We start from the raw sequence: 18375 nt of genomic DNA on the forward strand, positions 1-18375 counted from the left end.
CGGTCAAGCCTGCTTCCAGCAGGCTTGACCACGAACATAGGATCTCGACTCTACAAAAAAAGCGCCGGGGGATGCCCGGCGCGTTTTCTTACTTGGCTTCAGCCTTGGCCAGCATGTCCTGGACCGAGGCAGTGGTGATCGGGTGGTAGCCCGGCTTGGCCTTTTCGAAGGCCTGCTTGGCCAGCTCCAGCCCCTTCGGGGTCTTCACCAGTTCGGCGTAGATCGGCAGGATCAGCTTGCGACGGCCGACGCGCTCGATGAATGCCGCCGCGCCTTCATTGGCCTGCTCGTAGCCGCTGCGGATCGCCAGCGGGTACCAGCGCATGGCGATCTCGCCATTCGGGGTGCCGGTGAAGTGGAAGGCCTTGTCCAGCGTGGCCAGCTTGTCCAGCGGCTGGGTGGCGCCCAGACCATCGATGAAGCGCACCCATTCCTGCGTGCTCCAGTCGGCGATGACCTGGCTGCTCGGCACGGTGCCGGCGCTGGCGAAGGCGATGCGCGCCGTATCGACGCTGCTGAAGTTGCGCGACTGCGCCTTGGCGGCGAAGGCCGGAATGCCCGGCTCGTCCAGCCACGCCTTCAGTTCGGCGTCGGTGACCGCCGACGGATTCTTCGGCAGCAGGTTCTTCTTCAGGTACTCGACGAACTGGTCGGTGTTGGCGCTCTGGAAGGCGTGGTCATCGAACCAGCCACGCAGGAACGGATCGAAGGTCTCGCGGCCGAAGCGCTGCTCCAGGAATTCCAGGAACCACGAACCCTTGACGTAGGCGACCTGGCTGAGGGCTTCGTCGGGGTCACGTTCGTTCAGCGGCGGCAGCGCCAACGCCTGGTCGGCCGGGCTCATGTCCTTCACTTCGGCCAGCAGGTCGGTCTGGTCGATCTGCTTCTCCATCTCGGCCATCTCCTTGCCGTACAGGGCTTCGGTGATGCGGCCCTGGACGTAAGTGGTGAAGCCTTCATTGAGCCAGATGTCCTTCCAGCTGGCGTTGGTCACCAGGTTGCCCGACCAGCTGTGCGCCAGTTCGTGGGCGACCAGCGAGACCAGCGACTTGTCACCGACGATCACGGTCGGGGTGGCGAAGGTCAGGCGCGGGTTTTCCATGCCACCGAACGGGAACGACGGCGGCAGCACCAGCATGTCGTAGCGGCCCCAACGGTATTCGCCGTACAGCTTCTCGGCGGCACCGATCATCTTCTCGGTGTCTTCGAATTCCTTGGCGGCCTTGTTGACCATGGTCGGCTCGGCCCAGACGCCGGAGCGGCCGGAGATCGGCTCGAACACCAGGTCACCGGCGGCGATGGCCAGCAGGTAGGACGGAATCGGCTGCGGCATCTTGAAGGTGTAGTCACCGTCACGCGCGGCCTTCGGATCGTTGTCGGCGCTCATCAGCACCATCACGTCCGGGCGCGAGACCACGTGCGCGCTGTAGGTGAAGCGCACGCTGGGGGTGTCCTGCAGCGGCACCCAGGAACGGGCATGGATGGCCTGCGACTGGCTGAACATGAAGGGCAGCTTCTTGCCTTCGGTCATCGACGGCGCCAGCCACTGCAGGCCCGAGGCGGTCGGTGCGGTGTGGTAGGTCACTTCCACCTTGGCCGGCTGTTCCGGGGCCTCGATGGTCAGCTTGCTGCCGAACACCTTGTCAGCGGCGGCCAGCTCGAACTTCAGCGGGCTGCGCGCGCCATCGGCGCCGACGGCCTCGACCTTGGACACGGTCAGCTCACGGGTGTCGAGCACCAGCTGCTTGGCGTCCTTCTGCTTCCATTCCAGGGTATAGGTGGCGGTGCCGCCGATCTGCTTCTGGTCGAAGTCCAGCTTCAGATCCAGCGCGATGTCCTTGATGACGACCTTGTCCGGCTCGGCGTACGAGCTTTCGTCGTGGCTGCGGTTCTCGGCGTTCACGGGGGCGGCGGGGGCCTTTTCGGCAGTCGGGGCAGCGGCGGGCGCGGCCGCCTCCTGGGAGCAGCCGGCGGCCAGGGCCACGGCCAGCGGAAGGAGCATCAGCGGATTACGCATGAATCGGGACCGTTACGGGGATCAAACCCCAATGGTACCTCCCTCCGGCCCGGCAGGCGTTGCGCGGTGCGGGGTAATGCGGCCAAGGCCGATCCTGCGGCTGCGCCCCTGGTAGGTGCCAACCTTGGTTGGCACGAATCTTTCATCGCATGTGGCAGGCCCGTGCCGACCAAGGTCGGCACCTACCAGAGCGGATGACCGCAGCGGCCGAGTGCCAACCAAGGTTGGCACCCACCAGGGCAAGGCTTACAGCTTGTAGCCGGAGTGGATCGAAACGATGCCGCCGGTCAGGTTCTTGTAGTGGCAGCGCTCGAAACCGGCCTGCCCCATCATCGCCTTCAGTTCATCCTGCGGCGGGTGCTTGCGGATGCTTTCGGCCAGGTACTGGTAGCTGTCCGAATCATTGGCGAACAACTTGCCCAGCTTGGGCAGGATCTTGAACGAGTGGAAGTCGTAGATCGGCTTGAACCAGTCCGCAGTGACTTCGGAGAACTCCAGCACGCGGGCCTGGCCGCCCACCTTCAGCACGCGGTACATCTCGCGCAGGCCGGCGTCCTTGTCGGTCACGTTGCGCAGGCCGAAGGCAATGGTGACCAGGTCGAAGCTGTTGTCCGGGAACGGCAGGGCTTCAGCGTTGCACTGCACGTAGTCCAGGCCGAGCACCAGGCCGCGGTTGGTCAGGCGGTCACGGCCGACCGACAGCATGCCGGCGTTGATGTCGCCCAGCACCACCGAGCCCTCGGCGCCAACGCGCTCCTTCAGCAGGGCGGCGATGTCGCCGGTGCCGCCCGCCAGGTCGAGCACGCGGTCGCCCGGCTTCACCTGCGCGGTCGCCACGTAGTAGCGCTTCCACGCCCGGTGCACGCCCAGGCTCATCAGGTCGTTCATCAGGTCGTAGTTGCGCGCGACCGAGGTGAACACCTGGCCGACCAGCTTCTGCTTGTCCTTGGCGGCGACGTCGCGGAACCCGAAATGGGTGGTACCGGCTTTGTAGGGGGATTCGCTCATGGCCCCGATTATCGCACCGCCGGGGGCCAGCGGCACCCCCTGCCCGTATCATGGCGGGCCACGACTTACCGGAGCCCCGCATGATCACCACGCCCGACTACCAGGCCCTGCTGCAGACCGCCATCGCCGAAGCCCGCCAGGGCCTGGCCGAAGGTGGCGTGCCGATCGGCGCGGCGCTGTACCACAACGACGGCCGCCTGCTCGGCTGCGGCCATAACCGCCGCGTCCAGGAAGGCGATCCGTCGGTGCATGGCGAAACCGATGCGTTCCGCAAGGCCGGCCGCCAGCGCCGCTACCAGGACACCATCATGGTCACCACCCTGGCTCCGTGCTGGTACTGCTCGGGGCTGGTGCGCCAGTTCAACATCGGCACCGTGGTGGTGGGCGAATCGCGCACCTTCCAGGGCGGCATCGACTGGCTGCGGGAAAACGGCGTCAACGTGATCGACCTGGACAGCCAGGAATGCGTGGACCTGCTGGGCGGCTTCATTGCGCAGCACCCGGAGATCTGGAACGAAGACATCGGTGAATGATCACCGTGCAGTGTCCTGTTGAACCCGCTTAATGAACGCTTCAGTGCCGGCACGCCCCAGTGCCGGCAGCGTTTGCGGCCATTGCCGTGAACCCGTGCACAGTCAGCTACGCAACGTGCACACGCTGCGGTAACACCCCACCCGGCCGCCGCGCCTAGGGTGGGGTTACCGGGACTCCTTTCCCCGGCGGAGCCAGCCATGTGCGCGCACGCCGTACGCCCCACGCCCGACCCGATCCTCGACGCCATCCGCAAGCGCCTGCAGCAGCAGTACGCGCTGCACCAGCGTGGCGCGCTGTTCTGGACCGCCTACCAGAGCCTGCAGCTGGAACTGGTACGCGGCCACCCGCTCGACCATGAGCGCCTGTGCAATGCGATGGCCGACATGGCCGAAGACCTCGGCGCGGTCGAGCATGCGCAGTTGATAGGCAATCGCAACGCCAGCTGCACATCGCGCTGACGCGGCATCCACTGCCTCATCGGCCACACTCGGATGAACCCCCACTCCCTTTCCACTCAACCGAACTGGATTGTCATGCACGCCGAAGTCCCCACCATTCCCCCGGTCATCAACGTTGACGCCGAGCTTGACCACTGGCGCCGCCAGCATGCCGATGGCGCACTACCGCACAACTCGTTCGGCTCCTACGTACCGTGGATCAAGTTCGCCTGCGATTCGCTGATCACCCAGCCGCGCGCCAGCAATGCGCAGCGCGACGAGATGTTCCAGACCCAGTACGCCCTGCAGATCATGCCGCGCCTGAGCGAAGCCCAGGCCCGCGAGTTCGTTGATCGTTGCTGGCAGCACGTCTACCAGACCAGTCCGGTGCGCCTGCAGGACGCGCCACGCCTGCGCGCCTGATCTACACCTGGGCGGCTGCACGGCCCCTGCACGAGCCACTGCCGATCATCCTCGTCACCCGAGTGGGACGACGACGATGAAAGCACGCAACCTGTTCAATACGATCGCCAAGAAGGCCGCGGCCGCCACCGGCTCGCCGTGGACCTTCCTGGCAGCGGTGGCGATCGTGGTGATCTGGGGCATCAGTGGCCCGGTATTCGGTTTCAACGACACCTGGCAGCTGGTGATCAACACCGGCACCACCATCATCACCTTCCTCATGGTGTTCCTGATCCAGCACACGCAGAACGCGGATACCGCCGCGATGCAGATCAAGCTGGACGAGCTGATCCGGGCGACGGCCGAAGCCAACAACGAACTGTTGGATCTGGAAGAACTGGACGAAGAGCGGCTGGAAGAGATCCGTCGCGAGTACGAGCAGATGGCACGCGAAGCCGGCGACGCGCTGGCGCGGGTGCGCGCCTGCCATGCAGCGCGGCGCGACGATGAAGCGGTGTAGCAGGTCCGGAAATGACAATGCCGGCCAGCGGCCGGCACTACCATCGATCATCAAGGCAGGTGCCAACCTTCGTTGGCACAGGGCCAGCCACCAGCGCTGACGCATCCGTGCCAACCAAGGTTGGCACCTACCGGAAGCGCGGACTACCCGCGCTCGTGCCAGCCGCCACCCAGCACCTTGTACAGGGTGATGCGGTTGGCCTGTTGCGCCAGCTGGGCCTGCAGCTGGGTCTGCTGCGCGTTGTAGGCGGTACGCCGCGCATCAAGCAGGGTGACGAAGCTGTCCAGCCCCGCGTCGTAGCGGGCCTGCGACAGACGGTTGGCCTGTTCGGCCGCATCCACCAGGCGCTGCTGTGAACTCACCTGCTCATCCAGGCTGACGTTCAATGCCAGCGCATCGGCGGTTTCGCGGAAGCCCACCTGGATCGACTTCTCGTATTGCGCCAGTGCGATATCACGATCAGCGTTGGCGATGGCCAGGTTGGCGCGCAGCTTGCCACCCTGGAAGATCGGCAGGGTGATCTTCGGCAGGAAACTCCACACGCGGGTGCCACTGTCGAACAGGTTGGACAGTTCGTTCGAACCACTGCCGATGCTGCCGGTCAACGAGATGCTCGGGAAGAACGCTGCGCGTGCCGCACCGATGTTGGCGTTTGCGGCCAGCAGCTGGTGTTCGGCGGCCATGATGTCCGGACGCTGCAGCAGCACGTCGCTGGGCAGGCCAGCCGGCGGCGGTGCCAGAGCAAGCAGCTGCGGTTCGATGCTGTCCGGCAGCAGTGTCGGATCCAGCTGGCCACCGGCCAGCAGCGCCAGCGCATTGCGGTCCTGAGCCAGCTGGCCACGCAGGCGTGCAGCATCCGTACGTGCGGTCTCGACCAGGGTCCGGGTCTGGGTCAGCTCCAGCGCCGAACTGCCACCGCGCTCGTGGCGGGCCTCGGCCAGGCGCAGCGAATCCTCGTAGGTCTTCAGCGTGGCATCGGCGATCTTCAGCCGCTGCGCGTCGGCACCGTAGGTCAGCCACGCAGTCGCGGTCTCGGCCACCAGGCTCAGCTGCGCGTTACGGCGGTTGGCGGCCACGGCGAAGTACTGTTGCAGTGCCGCTTCGCTGAGGTTGCGCACTCGGCCGAACAGGTCCAGCTCGAATTCGGCCACGCCGACACCGGCGGTGAACTGCTCGGTGACGCCCGCGTCGGTGCCTCGGCGATCCATCTGGCCGGTGACAGCCACGCCGGGCACGCGGTCGGCACGTTGCACGCGGTACTGGCCGCGCGCGCGTTCAACGTTGAGTACGGCCACGCGCAGGTCGCGGTTGTTCTGCAGCGACTGGTCGATCACCTGCTGCAGGCGCACATCGGTGAAGAAGTCGCGCCAGCCGACGGCGGCGACATCGGCCACCTCGCCCTGCGCGGCCTCGGCCGGCCACTGCGCCGGAATCGCCGGAGCGACAGCGGTGTTCTTCGGCACCAGAGTGGAGCAGCCAGCGAGCGTGAGCACGCCGGCAATGGAAAGGAACAGGGATGCACTTTTCATGGGAATGACTTCCATCGGTACTGCCGGATGGCAGGAGGTAGTGCCGGCCAGCGGCCGGCACTACCGTTTCGCTTACGTCGCAGATTTGCGCTTGAACACGCGCTGCACCACCACGAAGAACAGCGGCACGAAGAACACGCCGAGCACGGTGCCGACGATCATGCCGCCGAGCACGCCGGTGCCGATCGCCTGCTTTGCACCAGAACCGGCACCGGTGGAGACCGCCAGCGGTACCACGCCCATGCCGAAGGCCAGCGAGGTCATCACGATCGGACGCAAGCGGTCGCGCACGGCATGCATGATCGACTCGATCAAGCTGGCGCCCTTCTCCAGGTTCTCCTTGGCGAACTCGACGATCAGGATCGCGTTCTTGCTGGTCAGGCCCACCGTGGTCAGCATCGCCACCTGGAAGTAGATGTCGCGCTCCAGGCCCTTGAAGGTGTTGGCCAGCACCGCGCCGAGGATGCCCAGCGGGGCCGCCAGCAGCACCGCCGTCGGCACGCTCCAGCTTTCGTACATCGCGGCCAGGCACAGGAACACGATCATCAGCGACAGCGTGTACAGCAGCGGCGTCTGCGAGCCGGCCTGACGTTCCTGGTAGGACATCGCCGTCCACTCGATGCCGAAGCCCGCCGGCAGCTGCTTGGCCAACTGTTCGATCTCGGCCATGGCGTCACCGGAGGCGACACCCGGGGCCGGTTCACCCTGGATTTCCATCGCCGACACACCGTTGTAGCGCTCAAGACGCGGCGAACCGTAGTCCCAGTGCTTGGTGGCGAACGCGCTGAACGGCACCATCTCGCCCTTGTCGTTCTTCACGGACCAGAGATCGAAGTCCTCCGGCACCATGCGGAACGGCTGGTCGGCCTGCACGAACACACGCTTGACGCGGCCACGATCGACGAAGTCGTCGATGTACGAGCTGCCCCATGCGGCGGCCAGCGTGCCGTTGACCTGGTCGATCGACAGCCCCAGCGAAGTCGCCTTGGCCGCATCGATGTCGATGCGGAACTGCGGCGTGTCTTCCTGGCCGTTCGGGCGCACGTTGGCCAGTTTCTTGCTGCCGGCGGCGAGGCCGAGCAGCTGGTTGCGCGCGGCCACCAGTGCCTCGTGGCCCTGGCCGCTGTTGTCCTTCAGGAAGAAGGTGTAACCCGAAGCGGTACCCAGTTCCGGAATGGCCGGCGGCGGGAAGGCGAAGATGAAGGCATCCTTGATCTGGCCCAGTGCCGCCATCGCGCGACCGGTGATCGGCATCACGCCATTGTTGGCGTCACGCTCGCTCCAGTCCTTCAGCTTGACGAACGCCATGCCCGCGTTCTGGCCCATGCCGGCGAAGCTGAAGCCCTGCACCGAGAACACCGAGTCCACCCCATCCTTCTCGTTCTGCAGGAAGTGGTTTTCCAGTGCCGCGATCGATTCCAGCGTACGTTCCTGGGTGGCACCGACCGGTGCCTGCACCAGCGCCATCAGCACGCCCTGGTCTTCGTTGGGCAGGAACGAGCTGGGCAGGCGCACGAACAACACGCCCATCAGCACGAACAGTGCCGCCACGATGCCCATGAAGCGCCACGGACGATGGATGATGCCGCGCACGCCGCGCTGGTAGCTTTCGCTGGTGCGGTCGAAGCCGCGGTTGAAGCCATTGAAGAAGCGACCGGCCAGGCCGCGATGGGCGACGTGGTGCTCGCCCTTCTTCAGCGGCTTGAGCATGGTCGCGCACAGCGCCGGGGTCAGCACGATCGCGACCAGCACCGACAGTGCCATCGCCGAAACGATCGTGGCCGAGAACTGGCGATAGATCACGCCGGTGGAGCCGCTCATGAAGGCCATCGGCACGAACACCGCCGACAGCACCAGGCCGATGCCGACCAGCGCGCCGGTGATCTGGCCCATCGACTTGCGGGTGGCCTCCAGCGGCGACAGTCCTTCCTCGGACATGATGCGCTCGACGTTCTCCACCACCACGATGGCATCATCCACCAGCAGGCCGATCGCCAGCACCATCGCGAACATGGTCAGCATGTTCACCGAGAAGCCCAGCATCGCCAGCACGCCGAAGGTACCCAGCAGCACCACCGGCACGGCGATGGTCGGGATCAGGGTGGCGCGGAAGTTCTGCAGGAACAGGTACATCACCACGAACACCAGCACGATCGCTTCGATCAGGGTCTGCACCACGCCCTTGATCGACACACGCACGAACGGGGTCGTGTCGTACGGGATCTCGGCCTTCAGGCCGGCCGGGAAGAAGCTCTTCATGTCCTGCAGCGCGGCATCCACGCCGGCGGCTGTATCCAGCGCGTTGGCGCCGGTGGCCAGGGTGACCGCCAAGCCGCTGGCCGGCTGGCCGTTGTAGCGGGTGACGAAGTCGTACGATTCCGCACCCAGCTCGACGCGGGCGACATCACCCAGGCGCAGCTCGGCACCGTCCTGCGCACCGCGCACGATGATGTTGCGGAACTGTTCCGGGGTCTGCAGGCGCGACTGCGCGTTGATGGTGGCATTGAGCTGCTGGCCCTTGATCGACGGCGCACCGCCGAGCTGGCCGATGGCGACCTGGGCGTTCTGTGCCTTGATCGCTGCGGTCACTTCGGCAACCGACAGGCCATAGGTATGCAGCTTGTTCGGATCCAGCCAGATACGCATGGCGTACTTGCCACCGAACACCTGGATGTTGCCCACGCCCGGCACGCGGCTCAGACGGTCGACGACATTGGAACCGACGTAGTCGGCGATGTCGTTGGCGTCCATGCTGCCGTTCTCGGACACGAACGCGATGACGTTCAGGAAGCCCGAGCTGGACTTGGCCACGTTGATGCCCTGCCGCTGCACTTCCTGCGGCAGCAGCGGCATCGCCAGCTGCAGCTTGTTCTGCACCTGCACCTGGGCGATGTCCGGGTTGGTGCCGCTCTCGAAGGTCAGGGTGATGGTGGCCTGGCCGTTGGACGAGCTGTTGGAGGAGAAGTAGATCAGGCCATCAAGGCCCTTCATGTTCTGCTCGATGATCTGCGTCACCGAGTCCTCGACCACCTTGGCCGATGCACCCGGGTAGGTGGCGCTGATTTCCACCGCCGGCGGTGCGACGTTGGGGTACATCGAGACCGGCAGCTTGAACAGGGCCAGGCCGCCGGCGAGCATGATGATGATGGCGATCACCCACGCGAAGATGGGTCGATCGATGAAAAAGCGTGCCATGGGGTTCTCCGCTTACTTCGCGTCGCCGGCCGGAGCGGCAGGCTGGGCGGCCGCTGCCGGCTTGGCCGGAGCAGCGCCCTTCTCGGTGGCCTTGACCGGCATGCCGGGGCCGATCTTCTGCAGGCCTTCGACGATGACCTTGTCGCCGGCCTTCAGACCGTCCTCGACCAGCCACTTGTCGCCAACCGTGCGGCTGACCTTGACCGGGCGCACTTCGACCTTGTTGTCCTTGTCGACCACCATCGCGGAGGTGTCACCCTTCGGATCGCGGGCGATGCCGGCCATCGGTACCAGCACCGCATCGCTGCGCACGCCGCCGCCGATCACTGCGCGCACATACATGCCCGGCATCAGCAGGCCGTCCGGGTTGTCCACCTTCACGCGCAGGCCAAAGCTGCCGGTGGCCGGATCGACGCTGACTTCGGAGAACTCCAGCGTGCCCTTGTGCTCGAAGGTGCTGCCGTCTTCCATCAGGATGCTGACCGGCAGCGTCTGGTTGTCCTGCAGGCGGCCGGCGGCCAGTTCGCGGCGCAGCTGCAGCAGCTCGGCCGAGGACTGGGTCAGGTCGACATAGATCGGATCAAGCTGCTGCACGGTGGCCAGCGCATTGGCCTGGCCGGCGTTGACCAGCGCACCCTGGGTGACGCTGGACTTGCCGATGCGGCCGCTGATCGGCGCGGTGATACGGGCGTAGCCGAGGGTGACGTTGGCCGCATCCAGCGATGCCTTGGCGGCACCGACGTCGGCCTCGGCCTGCTTCTGCGCGGCCACGGCGTTTTCCAGATCCTGCTGGCTGACCGCGTCGACCTTGGCCAGCTCGGTGATGCGCTTGGCGCTCAGGCGGGCGGCATTGGCGGTGGCTTCGGCGCGGGCCAGCTGGGCGCGGGCGTTGTTGGCCTGGGCGCGGTAGCTGGCGTCGTCGAGCTGGTACAGCGGCTCGCCGGCCTTGACCATGCCACCTTCGGTGAACAGGCGCTTGGCGACGATGCCATTGACCTGCGGGCGCACTTCGGCGACCAGGAAGGCATTGGTACGGCCCGGCAGTTCGCGGGTCAGGCCCACGGTCTCGGACTTCAGCGTGACCACGGTGACGTCACCGGGGCCCTGTTCGGGGGCCTGGGGTTGGCCGCCGCAGGCAGCCACGGTCGCGGCGATGGCCAGCGACAGCGCGATGGGTCGGATTCGGCTCAGCAACATGACGGAAAGGCTCTCAGGGGAAGGAATCTCAAAACGCGCTGATACAGGCCGAAAGCGCCAGCAGGCAACGCTCACCGGCGGGGAGAAGCAGCCGGCAACGGCCTGCCACGCACACGGTGGGAATGATGGGACGGAAATATACATACATGCGTGTTTGTTTGTAAACAGGTACAATTCAGCCACGTTTCACCCGCACTCGTACCCATCCATGGCCCGCAAGACCAAAGAGGACACCCAGGCAACCCGGGAAGGCATCCTTGACGCCGCCGAAGCCTGCTTCCATGAACACGGCGTGGCCCGTACCACGCTGGAGATGATCGGTGCCCGCGCCGGCTACACCCGCGGCGCGGTCTACTGGCACTTCAAGAACAAGAGCGAGGTGCTGGCCGCGATCGTCGAACGGGTGCATCTGCCCTTCATGCAGGAACTGGAGCGCACCTCCAGCGACCAGCGCGACACCCCCGTGCACGACCTGCGCGCGGTGATGATCCATTCGTTCATCGAGCTGTCCGAAGATGAGCGCCTGCGCAAGACCATGGAGATCATGCTGCGCAGCGACGCATCGGCAGACACCAGGGTGCTGACCGAACTGCAGCAGGCCGGTTTCCGCGATGCGCTCGACCGGATGGAACGTGCGCTGCGCCGGGCCCGCGATCTGGGCCAGCTGCGCGAGGGTGCCGACCCGAAGATCGCCGCACGCATGCTGCACGCCACCGTGCTGGGCGTGCTGCACGGCGCGATGGTCGAACCGGAACTGATGGACCTCAAGCGCGACGGCATGCTCGCGCTGGACATGACCCTGGCCGCCTACGTGAAGGATGGCGTGTTCGTGCCCGGAACGGTGCCCGAGCCGTTGCCGGAAGCGTGAGCGGCGCTGCCGCCACCGCCGCCGCACCCATCTGAGGACAGACCCATGATCCTGGACAATGTGGTGTGGGGCTTCATCGGCTGCGGCAGTGTCACCGAGAAGAAGAGCGGCCCCGCCCTGGCCAGCACACCCGGCTCACGCGTGGCAGCGGTCATGCGTCGCAATGCGGCGTTGGCCGAGGATTACGCGCGGCGCCATGCCATTCCCCGCTGGTACGCGGACGCCGATGCGCTCATCGCCGATCCGGAAGTGAACGCGATCTACGTTGCAACGCCGCCCTCCACGCACATGCAGTACGCGCTGCAGGCGATCGCCGCGGGCAAGCCGGTCTACATCGAAAAGCCGATGGCGATGGATCACGCGGAATGCGAACGCGTGCTGGAGGCCAGCGCGCGCAGCGGCGTGCCGGTATTCGTGGCCTACTACCGCCGCGCCCTGCCCCGCTTCGCACAGGTGAAGCAGCTGCTGGACAGCGGCGCAATCGGTACGCCGCGCAGCGTGCGCGCCACCCTGCATCGGCCGCATTCGGCGAATGCCGCCTCGCCGGACTTCTGGCGGACCAATCCGGCGATCGCCGGCGGCGGGCTGTTCGTCGATCTGGGCTCGCATACCCTGGATCTGCTCGACCATCTCTTGGGGCCGCTGAGCGATGTGCGTGGCCTGGCCAGTTCGTTGACCGGCGCCTACGCCGCCGAGGACAGCGTCTCGATGTGCTTCCGCACCGGGGCGGGGGCGCACGGCATCTCGCAATGGAGTTTCTGCGCCTTCCGCCGCCAGGATGAGATCGAGATCACCGGCGACCGCGGGCAGCTGCGCTTTGCCACCTTCGAGGACGTTCCGGTGGTTCTGGAGACCGAAGCGGGCGTGCAGGCGTTCGATATCCCGAACCCGCCGTCGGTCCAGCAGCCGTTGATCGCTTCCATCGCGGACGAGCTGCGCGGCAACGGGCGCTCACCGTCGACCGGCATCAGCGCTGCGCGCACCAGCGCAGTGATCGATCAGGTACTGCAGGCCTACCGCGCCCGGCACCCGCACTGACCGCCAACAAAAAGGCCGCCTTTCGGCGGCCCCATGGCTTTGCAGAGTCGGGCATTACAGGATGTAGCGGCTCAGGTCCGGATCCTGCACCAGCTCACCCAGGTGCGCATCGACATAAGCACTGTCGATGGCCAGGGTTTCGCCATCACGGTCCGGTGCCTCGTAGCTGAGCGAATCCAGCAGACGCTCCAGCACGGTATGCAGGCGGCGGGCACCGATGTTCTCCTGGCGCTCGTTCACCTGGAAGGCGATCTCGGCCAGGCGATCAATGGCGTCGGCAGTGAAGCTGACCTTGACGCCCTCGGTGGCCAGCAGCGCTTCGTACTGCTTGGTCAGCGCGGCCTTCGGCTCGGTCAGGATGCGCACGAAATCGTTCTTGCTCAGCGCTCCCAGTTCCACGCGGATCGGGAAACGACCCTGCAGCTCCGGAATCAGGTCGCTGGGCTTGGCCAGGTGGAACGCACCGGAGGCGATGAACAGGATGTGGTCGGTCTTGATCGTGCCGTACTTGGTGGACACGTTGGAGCCTTCCACCAGCGGCAGCAGGTCGCGCTGCACGCCTTCGCGGGAGACATCGCCACCGCCCACGTTATCACCCCGCTTGGCGACCTTGTCGATCTCGTCGATGAAGACGATGCCGTGCTGCTCACAGGCCTCGATCGCCGCCGTGCGGATATCGTCTTCGTTGACCAGCTTGCCGGCCTCTTCTTCCACCAGCAGCGGACGCGCGGCCTTGATGGTCAGCGTGCGCTTGTGCGCCTTGGCGCCGCCGCCCAGATTGGCGAACATCGACTTCAGCTGCTGGCCCATTTCCTCCATGCCCGGCGGGGTCATGATGTCCATGCTCACGTTCGCGGCCAGGTCGAGCTCGATCTCGCGCTCATCCAGCTCACCGTTGCGCAGCATCTTGCGGAACTTGATGCGGGTCTCGTTGTCCTGCGCCGACGGTTCGTTGCGGGCGACTTCCGGATCGAAACCGATGCCACCGCTGCGGCGCGGCAGCAGCGCATCGAGGATACGGTCTTCGGCGCGTTCTTCGGCCTGGGTACGCACGCGCACCTTGGCCTGTTCGCGGTACAGCTTCACGGCAGTATCGGCCAGGTCACGGATGATCTGCTCGACGTCCTTGCCGACGTAGCCGACTTCGGTGAAGCGGGTGGCTTCAACCTTCACGAACGGTGCGTTGGCCAGCGTGGCCAGGCGGCGCGCGATTTCGGTCTTGCCGACGCCGGTCGGGCCGATCATCAGGATGTTCTTCGGCATCACTTCATTGCGCAGCTCCGGCACCAGCTGCATGCGGCGCCAGCGGTTGCGCAGGGCGATGGCCACGGCGCGCTTGGCGTCGTGCTGGCCCACGATGTGCCGGTCCAGTTCCTGCACGATCTCGCGCGGGGTCATGGTGGCGGAGGAAACTTCGATCTTCGACATGGATGTGCTCACGGATTCGTTGTCGGTAGCGCCGGGCCATGCCCGGCGGATCGGGAGGCCTTACAGCTCCTCGACCACCACGTTGCGGTTGGTGTAGATGCAGATGTCGCCGGCAATGCCAATGGCTTCGCTGGCGATGGTGCGCGCATCCAGTTCGGTGTGCGCCATCAGCGCGCGTGCGGCCGACAGTGCATAGGAACCACCGGAACCGATGGCGATGATGCCGTCCTCCGGTTCGATCACATCGCCGGTGCCGCTGATGATCAGCGAGGTTTCCTTGTCGGCCACTGCCAGCAGGGCCTCGAGCTTGCCCAGGCGGCGCTCGGTGCGCCAATCCTTGGCCAGTTCGACCGCAGCGCGCTGCAGCTGGCCGTGCTTTTCCAGCTTGGCCTCGAACAGCTCGAACAGGGTGAAGGCATCGGCGGCGGCACCGGCGAAGCCGGCCAGCACCTGGCCATCACGACCGAGGCGGCGCACCTTGCGCGCGTTGCCCTTCATCACGGTGTGGCCCAGCGTGACCTGGCCGTCGCCGGCAATGGCCACGTGCTCGCCGCGACGGACGCAGACGATGGTGGTGGCGTGGAAAACGTTGGGATTCTGACTGGGGTCCATGCGGCCTCCGATAGCTGTTCCCGGGACATGGGGACAGCGCCGGGTGCGATCAAGCCTGTGCGGATGGCTGCCGTTCAGCGCTTGGCTTGCGATGGCCGATCCGGATTGGGCTCGATGCCCCAGGCGATATACCAGTCTTCGCCCTGCGTCTCGATCGGATGCTGGGTGCGACCGGAGCCATTGCCGCAGGCCAGTGCGTCAGCTGCGCAGTAGCGGTCGCAGCCCCAGCAGATGCGCTCGGGATGCTTCGGATGCAGCGGAATGGGCTTCGCCATGGTGGCGGGTTCCTCGTGGCCTGCGGCCACGATGCGCCGGTAGCGCCCGCCCTGCCCTGATCCAGATCAAGGGCGGGCTATTCAGCCGTGTCGCCCTTGTTGCGGCGCTTCGCGCGTGGATGCGCGGCGTCGTAGACCTTGGCCAGGTGCTGGAAATCGAGGTGGGTGTAGATCTGGGTGGTGGCGATGTCGGCATGGCCAAGCAGCTCCTGCACGCCACGCAGATCGCCGGATGATTCCAGGATATGGCTGGCGAAACTGTGCCGCAGCATGTGCGGGTGCACGTGCTTGAACAGGCCCTGGCGCTGCGCCAGCTGGCGGATGCGGATCTGCACCGCGCGTTGGCTGATCGGCCCGTTGCGGCCGGGAAATACCGGCGAGGCCGGTCCACCGCCACTTTCCGTGCGCCACGCCTGCAGTGCTTCGCGCGCTGGCCTGCCGAACGGCACGCGGCGCTGGCGATTGCCCTTGCCCAGCACGTTGACCAGGCCGCTGTCGAAATCCAGATCGCGCCAGGTCAGCGCGCAGACTTCGCTCAGGCGCAGGCCGGAGGAATAGAACAGTTCCAGCAGCGCGCGGTCGCGACGGCCGAGCTCGCCTTCCGGTTCCAGCTCGACCAGCTGCACGGCTTCGTCGGCGTCAAGCACCTGCGGCAACCGGCGCGGCGCACGCGGCGCCTTCAGCGTCGCCGCCGGACTGATCTCGATGCGCCCGTGCTTGAGCAGCCAGGCATAGAAGCTGCGGCAGGCGGACAAGCGGCGCTGCAGGCTCTTGGCCGACAGGCCGCGGCGGTGCTCATCGGCGACGAACTGGCGCACTGCGTCAGCATCAAGCGCCTCCACCGCTACACCACGTGGCTCGGCCCAGACCGACAGCGCGTCCAGGTCGCGGCGGTAGGCATCGAGCGTATGCGCCGACATCCGCCGTTCCACCTGCAGGTGCTGCAGGAAGGCCTGTACCGCGCTCATCGTCGTGTCCTGCTCAGCCAGCGAAGCGCTTCAGGCCGGCGACCAGGGCATCGCCCATCATGCGCAGGAACAGCGTGCCCATGCCCGGATAGAAGCGGTGCGGATCGTGGCTGCCGACCGCAATCAGGCCCACGCCCGGCAGCGGCAGCAGCGCCGTGGTCTGCACTTCCTCGCTGCGCACGCCATACAGCACGGCATTCTTTTCCGGCTGCAGGCGGCCGCAGATCGGCTCGCCGTCCTTCAGGCAGTCGCGGAACGGGCCCAGCTGCGGATCATCGGCGGCGATCACCTGCAGCCAGTCGGCCTGCTCCAGCCCGGCCACCGGCGTGTGCACCACCAACCGTACCAGGTCCCCGGCGAAATCTTCCTGCAGCGAGGCGGCCATCGCACGCAGGGTATCGGCGGCGTTGTCCTGCTTCATCAGTGCCAGGGTCAGCTGATGCGTGCGCACTGCCAGGCGTTCATTGATCTGGGCGGTGGCGCCCAGATCGGCCAACCGTCGTGCCAGCTCGCGGTTCTTCTCGCGCAGCACTTCCAGCTGGTAGCTGGCCAGCGACGCGGTCGGACCGTCGTCACGCGGCACCACCAGGGTCAGGGCCAGGTCCGGGAACTGCTTGAGGAAGCCCGGATGACGCCGCAACCAGGCAGCGACTTCATGGGCTCCGAGCTTGTCGACGGTTTCGGTCATGCGATCCACTCCCCTTCGAAGACGAATGCGGTCGGGCCGGCCATCACTACCGGCTGGCCATCGCCCGGCCACTGGATGCGCAGGTCACCACCGGGCAGGCTGATGCGCGCGTCACGCTGCAGGCGGCCACGCTGCATCAGGGTCACCGCAGCGGCACAGGCACCGCTGCCACAAGCCAGGGTTTCACCGACGCCGCGCTCATTCACACGCAGACGCGCATGCGCCGGGCCCATCACCTGGGCGAAACCCACGTTCACCGAGCGCGGGAACGATGCATGCTGCTGCAGCAGCGCACCGACGCGCTCGACCGGCGCAGCATCGATCAGGCCCACTTCGATCACCGCATGCGGGTTGCCCATCGACACCGCGGCAAATCGCACGCTTTCCCCCTGCAACGGCAGCAGGTATTCCTCACGCGCGTGGGCGAAGCCCATCAGCGGCACGTTGGCCGGCTCGAAGGCAGGCACGCCCATGGTTACCGCGAACTGGCCCTCGCCCAGCACCTTCACTTCGTGGCTGGCCAACGGGCTGTCGATGACGAATGCATCGCCCTGCGCACTGCCCTCGCGCACCAGCCAGGCCGCGATGCAGCGCGCGCCGTTGCCGCACTGCTCGGAGTTGGAACCGTCGGCATTCCAGATGCGGTAGGACGCCACCGAGCCTTCCGCGCGCGGTGCTTCGATGGTCAGGATCTGATCGCAGCCGACGCCAGTGTGGCGGTCGGCCAGGCGCGCGGCCAGTTCAGGCGTGGGCGGCGCAGTGCCGCCACGCAGGTCGATCACTACGAAATCATTGCCCGCGCCATGCATCTTGCTGAAGCGCAGCGCCTTGGAACCGGCCTTACTCATTCCCGCCGCCCACCTTCTTCGCAGGCGCAGGCGCCGGTTGGGTGGTCGGTGCAGCCGGGTCCACGGCCGTGGCCGGCGTGCCGCTGCCCTGGGGCTCCGTCGGGGTCGCTTCGGTCGCGGGCTCGGCAACCGGTTCGACGGTTTCTTCCACCGGCACCGGCTTCTGCGGCAGTACCAGCGGGCCCTTGTTGCCGCAGGCGGCGAGGAACAGCAGCGAAGCCGCTGCCAGCGGAATCAGGATGGCGTTTCGATGGGGGGTCTTCATGCCCCGAGTATAGCCACTGGCGGCTGAGCGGTTGGTGCAGGGGATCGGGTTGCCGGCCAGCAGCCGGCACCACCGCAGGGGTTCAATCCGCGGGCGGCGGCAGCGGCCGGGTCCACAGCCAGATCGCCACCACGGTCATGCTGCCGATCGAGAACCACTTCACCCAGGCGATCGGCACGCACCACAACATGATGCCGGCACATACCGCCATGGTGATCGTGGCCATCCACTTGCCGTAGCGGCTGACTGCACCATGCGCCTGCCAGTTGGCGATGGCCGGGCCAAAGCGTGGATGCTGCAGCAGCCAGGTGTGCAGGCGCTCGGAGCCGCGCGAGGCGGCCCACGCCGAGATCAGGATGAATACGGTGGTCGGCAGGCCCGGCACGAAGATGCCGACGATGCCGGTACCGAGGCTGACGTACGCCAGCAGCCACCACGCCCAGCGGAAACGCACCACGCGCGGTGGCGTGGTGGCGTCACGAGGGGCGGAAGGATCTGGCGCGCTCATGGCCGCAAGGATACCGGTTCAGGGTGCCAGGCAGTGCC

At 66.4% G+C, this 18375-nt stretch carries 19 protein-coding genes; 6 read left to right on the forward strand and 13 right to left on the reverse strand.

Annotated features, from left to right (window positions below):
• Nucleotides 1-88: 88 nt before the first annotated feature.
• Entirely contained in the window at nt 89-2017 is a 1929-nt protein-coding gene (locus tag N5D20_RS23320; protein ID WP_197578807.1) for a M1 family metallopeptidase, read from the reverse strand.
• Between the two features lie 246 nt (nt 2018-2263).
• Complete coding sequence (gene ubiE, locus N5D20_RS23325) at nt 2264-3025, reverse strand: bifunctional demethylmenaquinone methyltransferase/2-methoxy-6-polyprenyl-1,4-benzoquinol methylase UbiE (RefSeq protein WP_005411082.1); 762 nt, start codon at nt 3023-3025, stop codon at nt 2264-2266.
• A gap of 80 nt (nt 3026-3105) precedes the next feature.
• Here ubiE and N5D20_RS23330 point away from each other — a divergent pair, with 80 nt between their 5' ends.
• From N5D20_RS23330 to N5D20_RS23345, 4 genes are all read left to right on the forward strand, one after another.
• Nucleotides 3106-3558 carry a nucleoside deaminase gene (locus N5D20_RS23330; protein WP_005411083.1) on the forward strand — a complete coding sequence of 151 codons (453 nt, stop codon included), beginning with the start codon at nt 3106-3108 and terminating at the stop codon, nt 3556-3558.
• Between the two features lie 198 nt (nt 3559-3756).
• Nucleotides 3757-4017 (forward strand): hypothetical protein, encoded by a 261-nt coding sequence (locus tag N5D20_RS23335; RefSeq protein WP_054172528.1) that lies wholly within the window; start codon nt 3757-3759, stop codon nt 4015-4017.
• Between the two features lie 75 nt (nt 4018-4092).
• Nucleotides 4093-4419 (forward strand): hypothetical protein, encoded by a 327-nt coding sequence (locus tag N5D20_RS23340; protein ID WP_014038526.1) that lies wholly within the window; start codon nt 4093-4095, stop codon nt 4417-4419.
• Nucleotides 4420-4495: 76 nt separating this feature from the next.
• On the forward strand, nt 4496-4918 hold the full coding sequence (locus N5D20_RS23345) for a low affinity iron permease family protein (RefSeq protein WP_032129005.1): 423 nt from the start codon (nt 4496-4498) through the stop codon (nt 4916-4918).
• Nucleotides 4919-5061: 143 nt separating this feature from the next.
• Here the strand turns inward: N5D20_RS23345 and smeF are convergent, their stop codons facing one another.
• From smeF to smeD, 3 genes are read right to left on the reverse strand one after another with little or no spacing between them, the layout of a single operon-like run.
• Nucleotides 5062-6462 (reverse strand): multidrug efflux RND transporter outer membrane subunit SmeF, encoded by a 1401-nt coding sequence (gene smeF / locus N5D20_RS23350; protein WP_197578808.1) that lies wholly within the window; start codon nt 6460-6462, stop codon nt 5062-5064.
• A gap of 57 nt (nt 6463-6519) precedes the next feature.
• The gene (gene smeE, locus N5D20_RS23355) at nt 6520-9642 is read right to left on the reverse strand and encodes a multidrug efflux RND transporter permease subunit SmeE (protein WP_197578809.1); all 3123 of its coding nucleotides are present in this window, start codon (nt 9640-9642) and stop codon (nt 6520-6522) included.
• A gap of 12 nt (nt 9643-9654) precedes the next feature.
• Nucleotides 9655-10839, reverse strand: coding sequence for a multidrug efflux RND transporter periplasmic adaptor subunit SmeD (gene smeD, locus N5D20_RS23360; RefSeq protein ID WP_049413310.1), 1185 nt, complete (start codon nt 10837-10839; stop codon nt 9655-9657).
• Nucleotides 10840-11047: 208 nt separating this feature from the next.
• Here smeD and smeT point away from each other — a divergent pair, with 208 nt between their 5' ends.
• On the forward strand, nt 11048-11707 hold the full coding sequence (gene smeT / locus N5D20_RS23365; RefSeq protein ID WP_197578810.1) for an efflux transporter SmeDEF transcriptional repressor SmeT: 660 nt from the start codon (nt 11048-11050) through the stop codon (nt 11705-11707).
• 45 nt (nt 11708-11752) lie between these two features.
• Nucleotides 11753-12745, forward strand: coding sequence for a Gfo/Idh/MocA family oxidoreductase (locus N5D20_RS23370; protein WP_197578811.1), 993 nt, complete (start codon nt 11753-11755; stop codon nt 12743-12745).
• A 54-nt stretch (nt 12746-12799) separates the two neighbouring features.
• On the opposite strand, the gene hslU is transcribed toward N5D20_RS23370, so the two are convergent.
• From hslU to N5D20_RS23410, 8 genes are all read right to left on the reverse strand, one after another.
• Nucleotides 12800-14173, reverse strand: coding sequence for an ATP-dependent protease ATPase subunit HslU (gene hslU, locus N5D20_RS23375; protein WP_019337671.1), 1374 nt, complete (start codon nt 14171-14173; stop codon nt 12800-12802).
• Between the two features lie 60 nt (nt 14174-14233).
• On the reverse strand, nt 14234-14785 hold the full coding sequence (gene hslV / locus N5D20_RS23380; protein WP_005411093.1) for an ATP-dependent protease subunit HslV: 552 nt from the start codon (nt 14783-14785) through the stop codon (nt 14234-14236).
• Between the two features lie 74 nt (nt 14786-14859).
• Nucleotides 14860-15060: a DUF3079 domain-containing protein gene (locus N5D20_RS23385; protein ID WP_006393300.1), complete on the reverse strand. Its 201-nt coding sequence runs from the start codon at nt 15058-15060 to the stop codon at nt 14860-14862.
• A 77-nt stretch (nt 15061-15137) separates the two neighbouring features.
• A complete protein-coding gene (gene xerC, locus N5D20_RS23390) occupies nt 15138-16028 on the reverse strand; it encodes a tyrosine recombinase XerC (protein WP_019337669.1) in 891 nt (296 codons plus the stop codon).
• 13 nt (nt 16029-16041) lie between these two features.
• Nucleotides 16042-16716, reverse strand: coding sequence for a DUF484 family protein (locus N5D20_RS23395; protein WP_197578812.1), 675 nt, complete (start codon nt 16714-16716; stop codon nt 16042-16044).
• Nucleotides 16713-17564, reverse strand: coding sequence for a diaminopimelate epimerase (gene dapF / locus N5D20_RS23400; protein WP_010481382.1), 852 nt, complete (start codon nt 17562-17564; stop codon nt 16713-16715). The genes N5D20_RS23395 and dapF overlap by 4 nt, the downstream gene beginning before the upstream one ends.
• Nucleotides 17557-17829: a lipoprotein gene (locus N5D20_RS23405; RefSeq protein WP_010481380.1), complete on the reverse strand. Its 273-nt coding sequence runs from the start codon at nt 17827-17829 to the stop codon at nt 17557-17559. Before N5D20_RS23405 ends, dapF begins: the two co-directional genes overlap by 8 nt.
• An 82-nt stretch (nt 17830-17911) precedes the next feature.
• The gene (locus N5D20_RS23410) at nt 17912-18337 is read right to left on the reverse strand and encodes a YbaN family protein (RefSeq protein ID WP_049410994.1); all 426 of its coding nucleotides are present in this window, start codon (nt 18335-18337) and stop codon (nt 17912-17914) included.
• Nucleotides 18338-18375 lie beyond the last annotated feature (38 nt).

The organism is Stenotrophomonas sp. GD03877 (assembly GCF_029840555.1).
In the GTDB taxonomy this organism is placed as follows: Bacteria; Pseudomonadota; Gammaproteobacteria; order Xanthomonadales; family Xanthomonadaceae; genus Stenotrophomonas; species Stenotrophomonas geniculata.

Bases quoted from the DNA above. Each gene is read 5' to 3' on its own strand.
- N5D20_RS23320 (WP_197578807.1), bottom strand. From the start codon at position 2,017: ATGCGTAATCCGCTGATGCTCCTTCCGCTGGCCGTGGCCCTGGCCGCC.
- ubiE (WP_005411082.1), bottom strand. From the start codon at position 3,025: ATGAGCGAATCCCCCTACAAAGCCGGTACCACCCATTTCGGGTTCCGC.
- N5D20_RS23330 (WP_005411083.1), top strand. From the start codon at position 3,106: ATGATCACCACGCCCGACTACCAGGCCCTGCTGCAGACCGCCATCGCC.
- N5D20_RS23335 (WP_054172528.1), top strand. From the start codon at position 3,757: ATGTGCGCGCACGCCGTACGCCCCACGCCCGACCCGATCCTCGACGCC.
- N5D20_RS23340 (WP_014038526.1), top strand. From the start codon at position 4,093: ATGCACGCCGAAGTCCCCACCATTCCCCCGGTCATCAACGTTGACGCC.
- N5D20_RS23345 (WP_032129005.1), top strand. From the start codon at position 4,496: ATGAAAGCACGCAACCTGTTCAATACGATCGCCAAGAAGGCCGCGGCC.
- smeF (WP_197578808.1), bottom strand. From the start codon at position 6,462: ATGGAAGTCATTCCCATGAAAAGTGCATCCCTGTTCCTTTCCATTGCC.
- smeE (WP_197578809.1), bottom strand. From the start codon at position 9,642: ATGGCACGCTTTTTCATCGATCGACCCATCTTCGCGTGGGTGATCGCC.
- smeD (WP_049413310.1), bottom strand. From the start codon at position 10,839: ATGTTGCTGAGCCGAATCCGACCCATCGCGCTGTCGCTGGCCATCGCC.
- smeT (WP_197578810.1), top strand. From the start codon at position 11,048: ATGGCCCGCAAGACCAAAGAGGACACCCAGGCAACCCGGGAAGGCATC.
- N5D20_RS23370 (WP_197578811.1), top strand. From the start codon at position 11,753: ATGATCCTGGACAATGTGGTGTGGGGCTTCATCGGCTGCGGCAGTGTC.
- hslU (WP_019337671.1), bottom strand. From the start codon at position 14,173: ATGTCGAAGATCGAAGTTTCCTCCGCCACCATGACCCCGCGCGAGATC.
- hslV (WP_005411093.1), bottom strand. From the start codon at position 14,785: ATGGACCCCAGTCAGAATCCCAACGTTTTCCACGCCACCACCATCGTC.
- N5D20_RS23385 (WP_006393300.1), bottom strand. From the start codon at position 15,060: ATGGCGAAGCCCATTCCGCTGCATCCGAAGCATCCCGAGCGCATCTGC.
- xerC (WP_019337669.1), bottom strand. From the start codon at position 16,028: ATGAGCGCGGTACAGGCCTTCCTGCAGCACCTGCAGGTGGAACGGCGG.
- N5D20_RS23395 (WP_197578812.1), bottom strand. From the start codon at position 16,716: ATGACCGAAACCGTCGACAAGCTCGGAGCCCATGAAGTCGCTGCCTGG.
- dapF (WP_010481382.1), bottom strand. From the start codon at position 17,564: ATGAGTAAGGCCGGTTCCAAGGCGCTGCGCTTCAGCAAGATGCATGGC.
- N5D20_RS23405 (WP_010481380.1), bottom strand. From the start codon at position 17,829: ATGAAGACCCCCCATCGAAACGCCATCCTGATTCCGCTGGCAGCGGCT.
- N5D20_RS23410 (WP_049410994.1), bottom strand. From the start codon at position 18,337: ATGAGCGCGCCAGATCCTTCCGCCCCTCGTGACGCCACCACGCCACCG.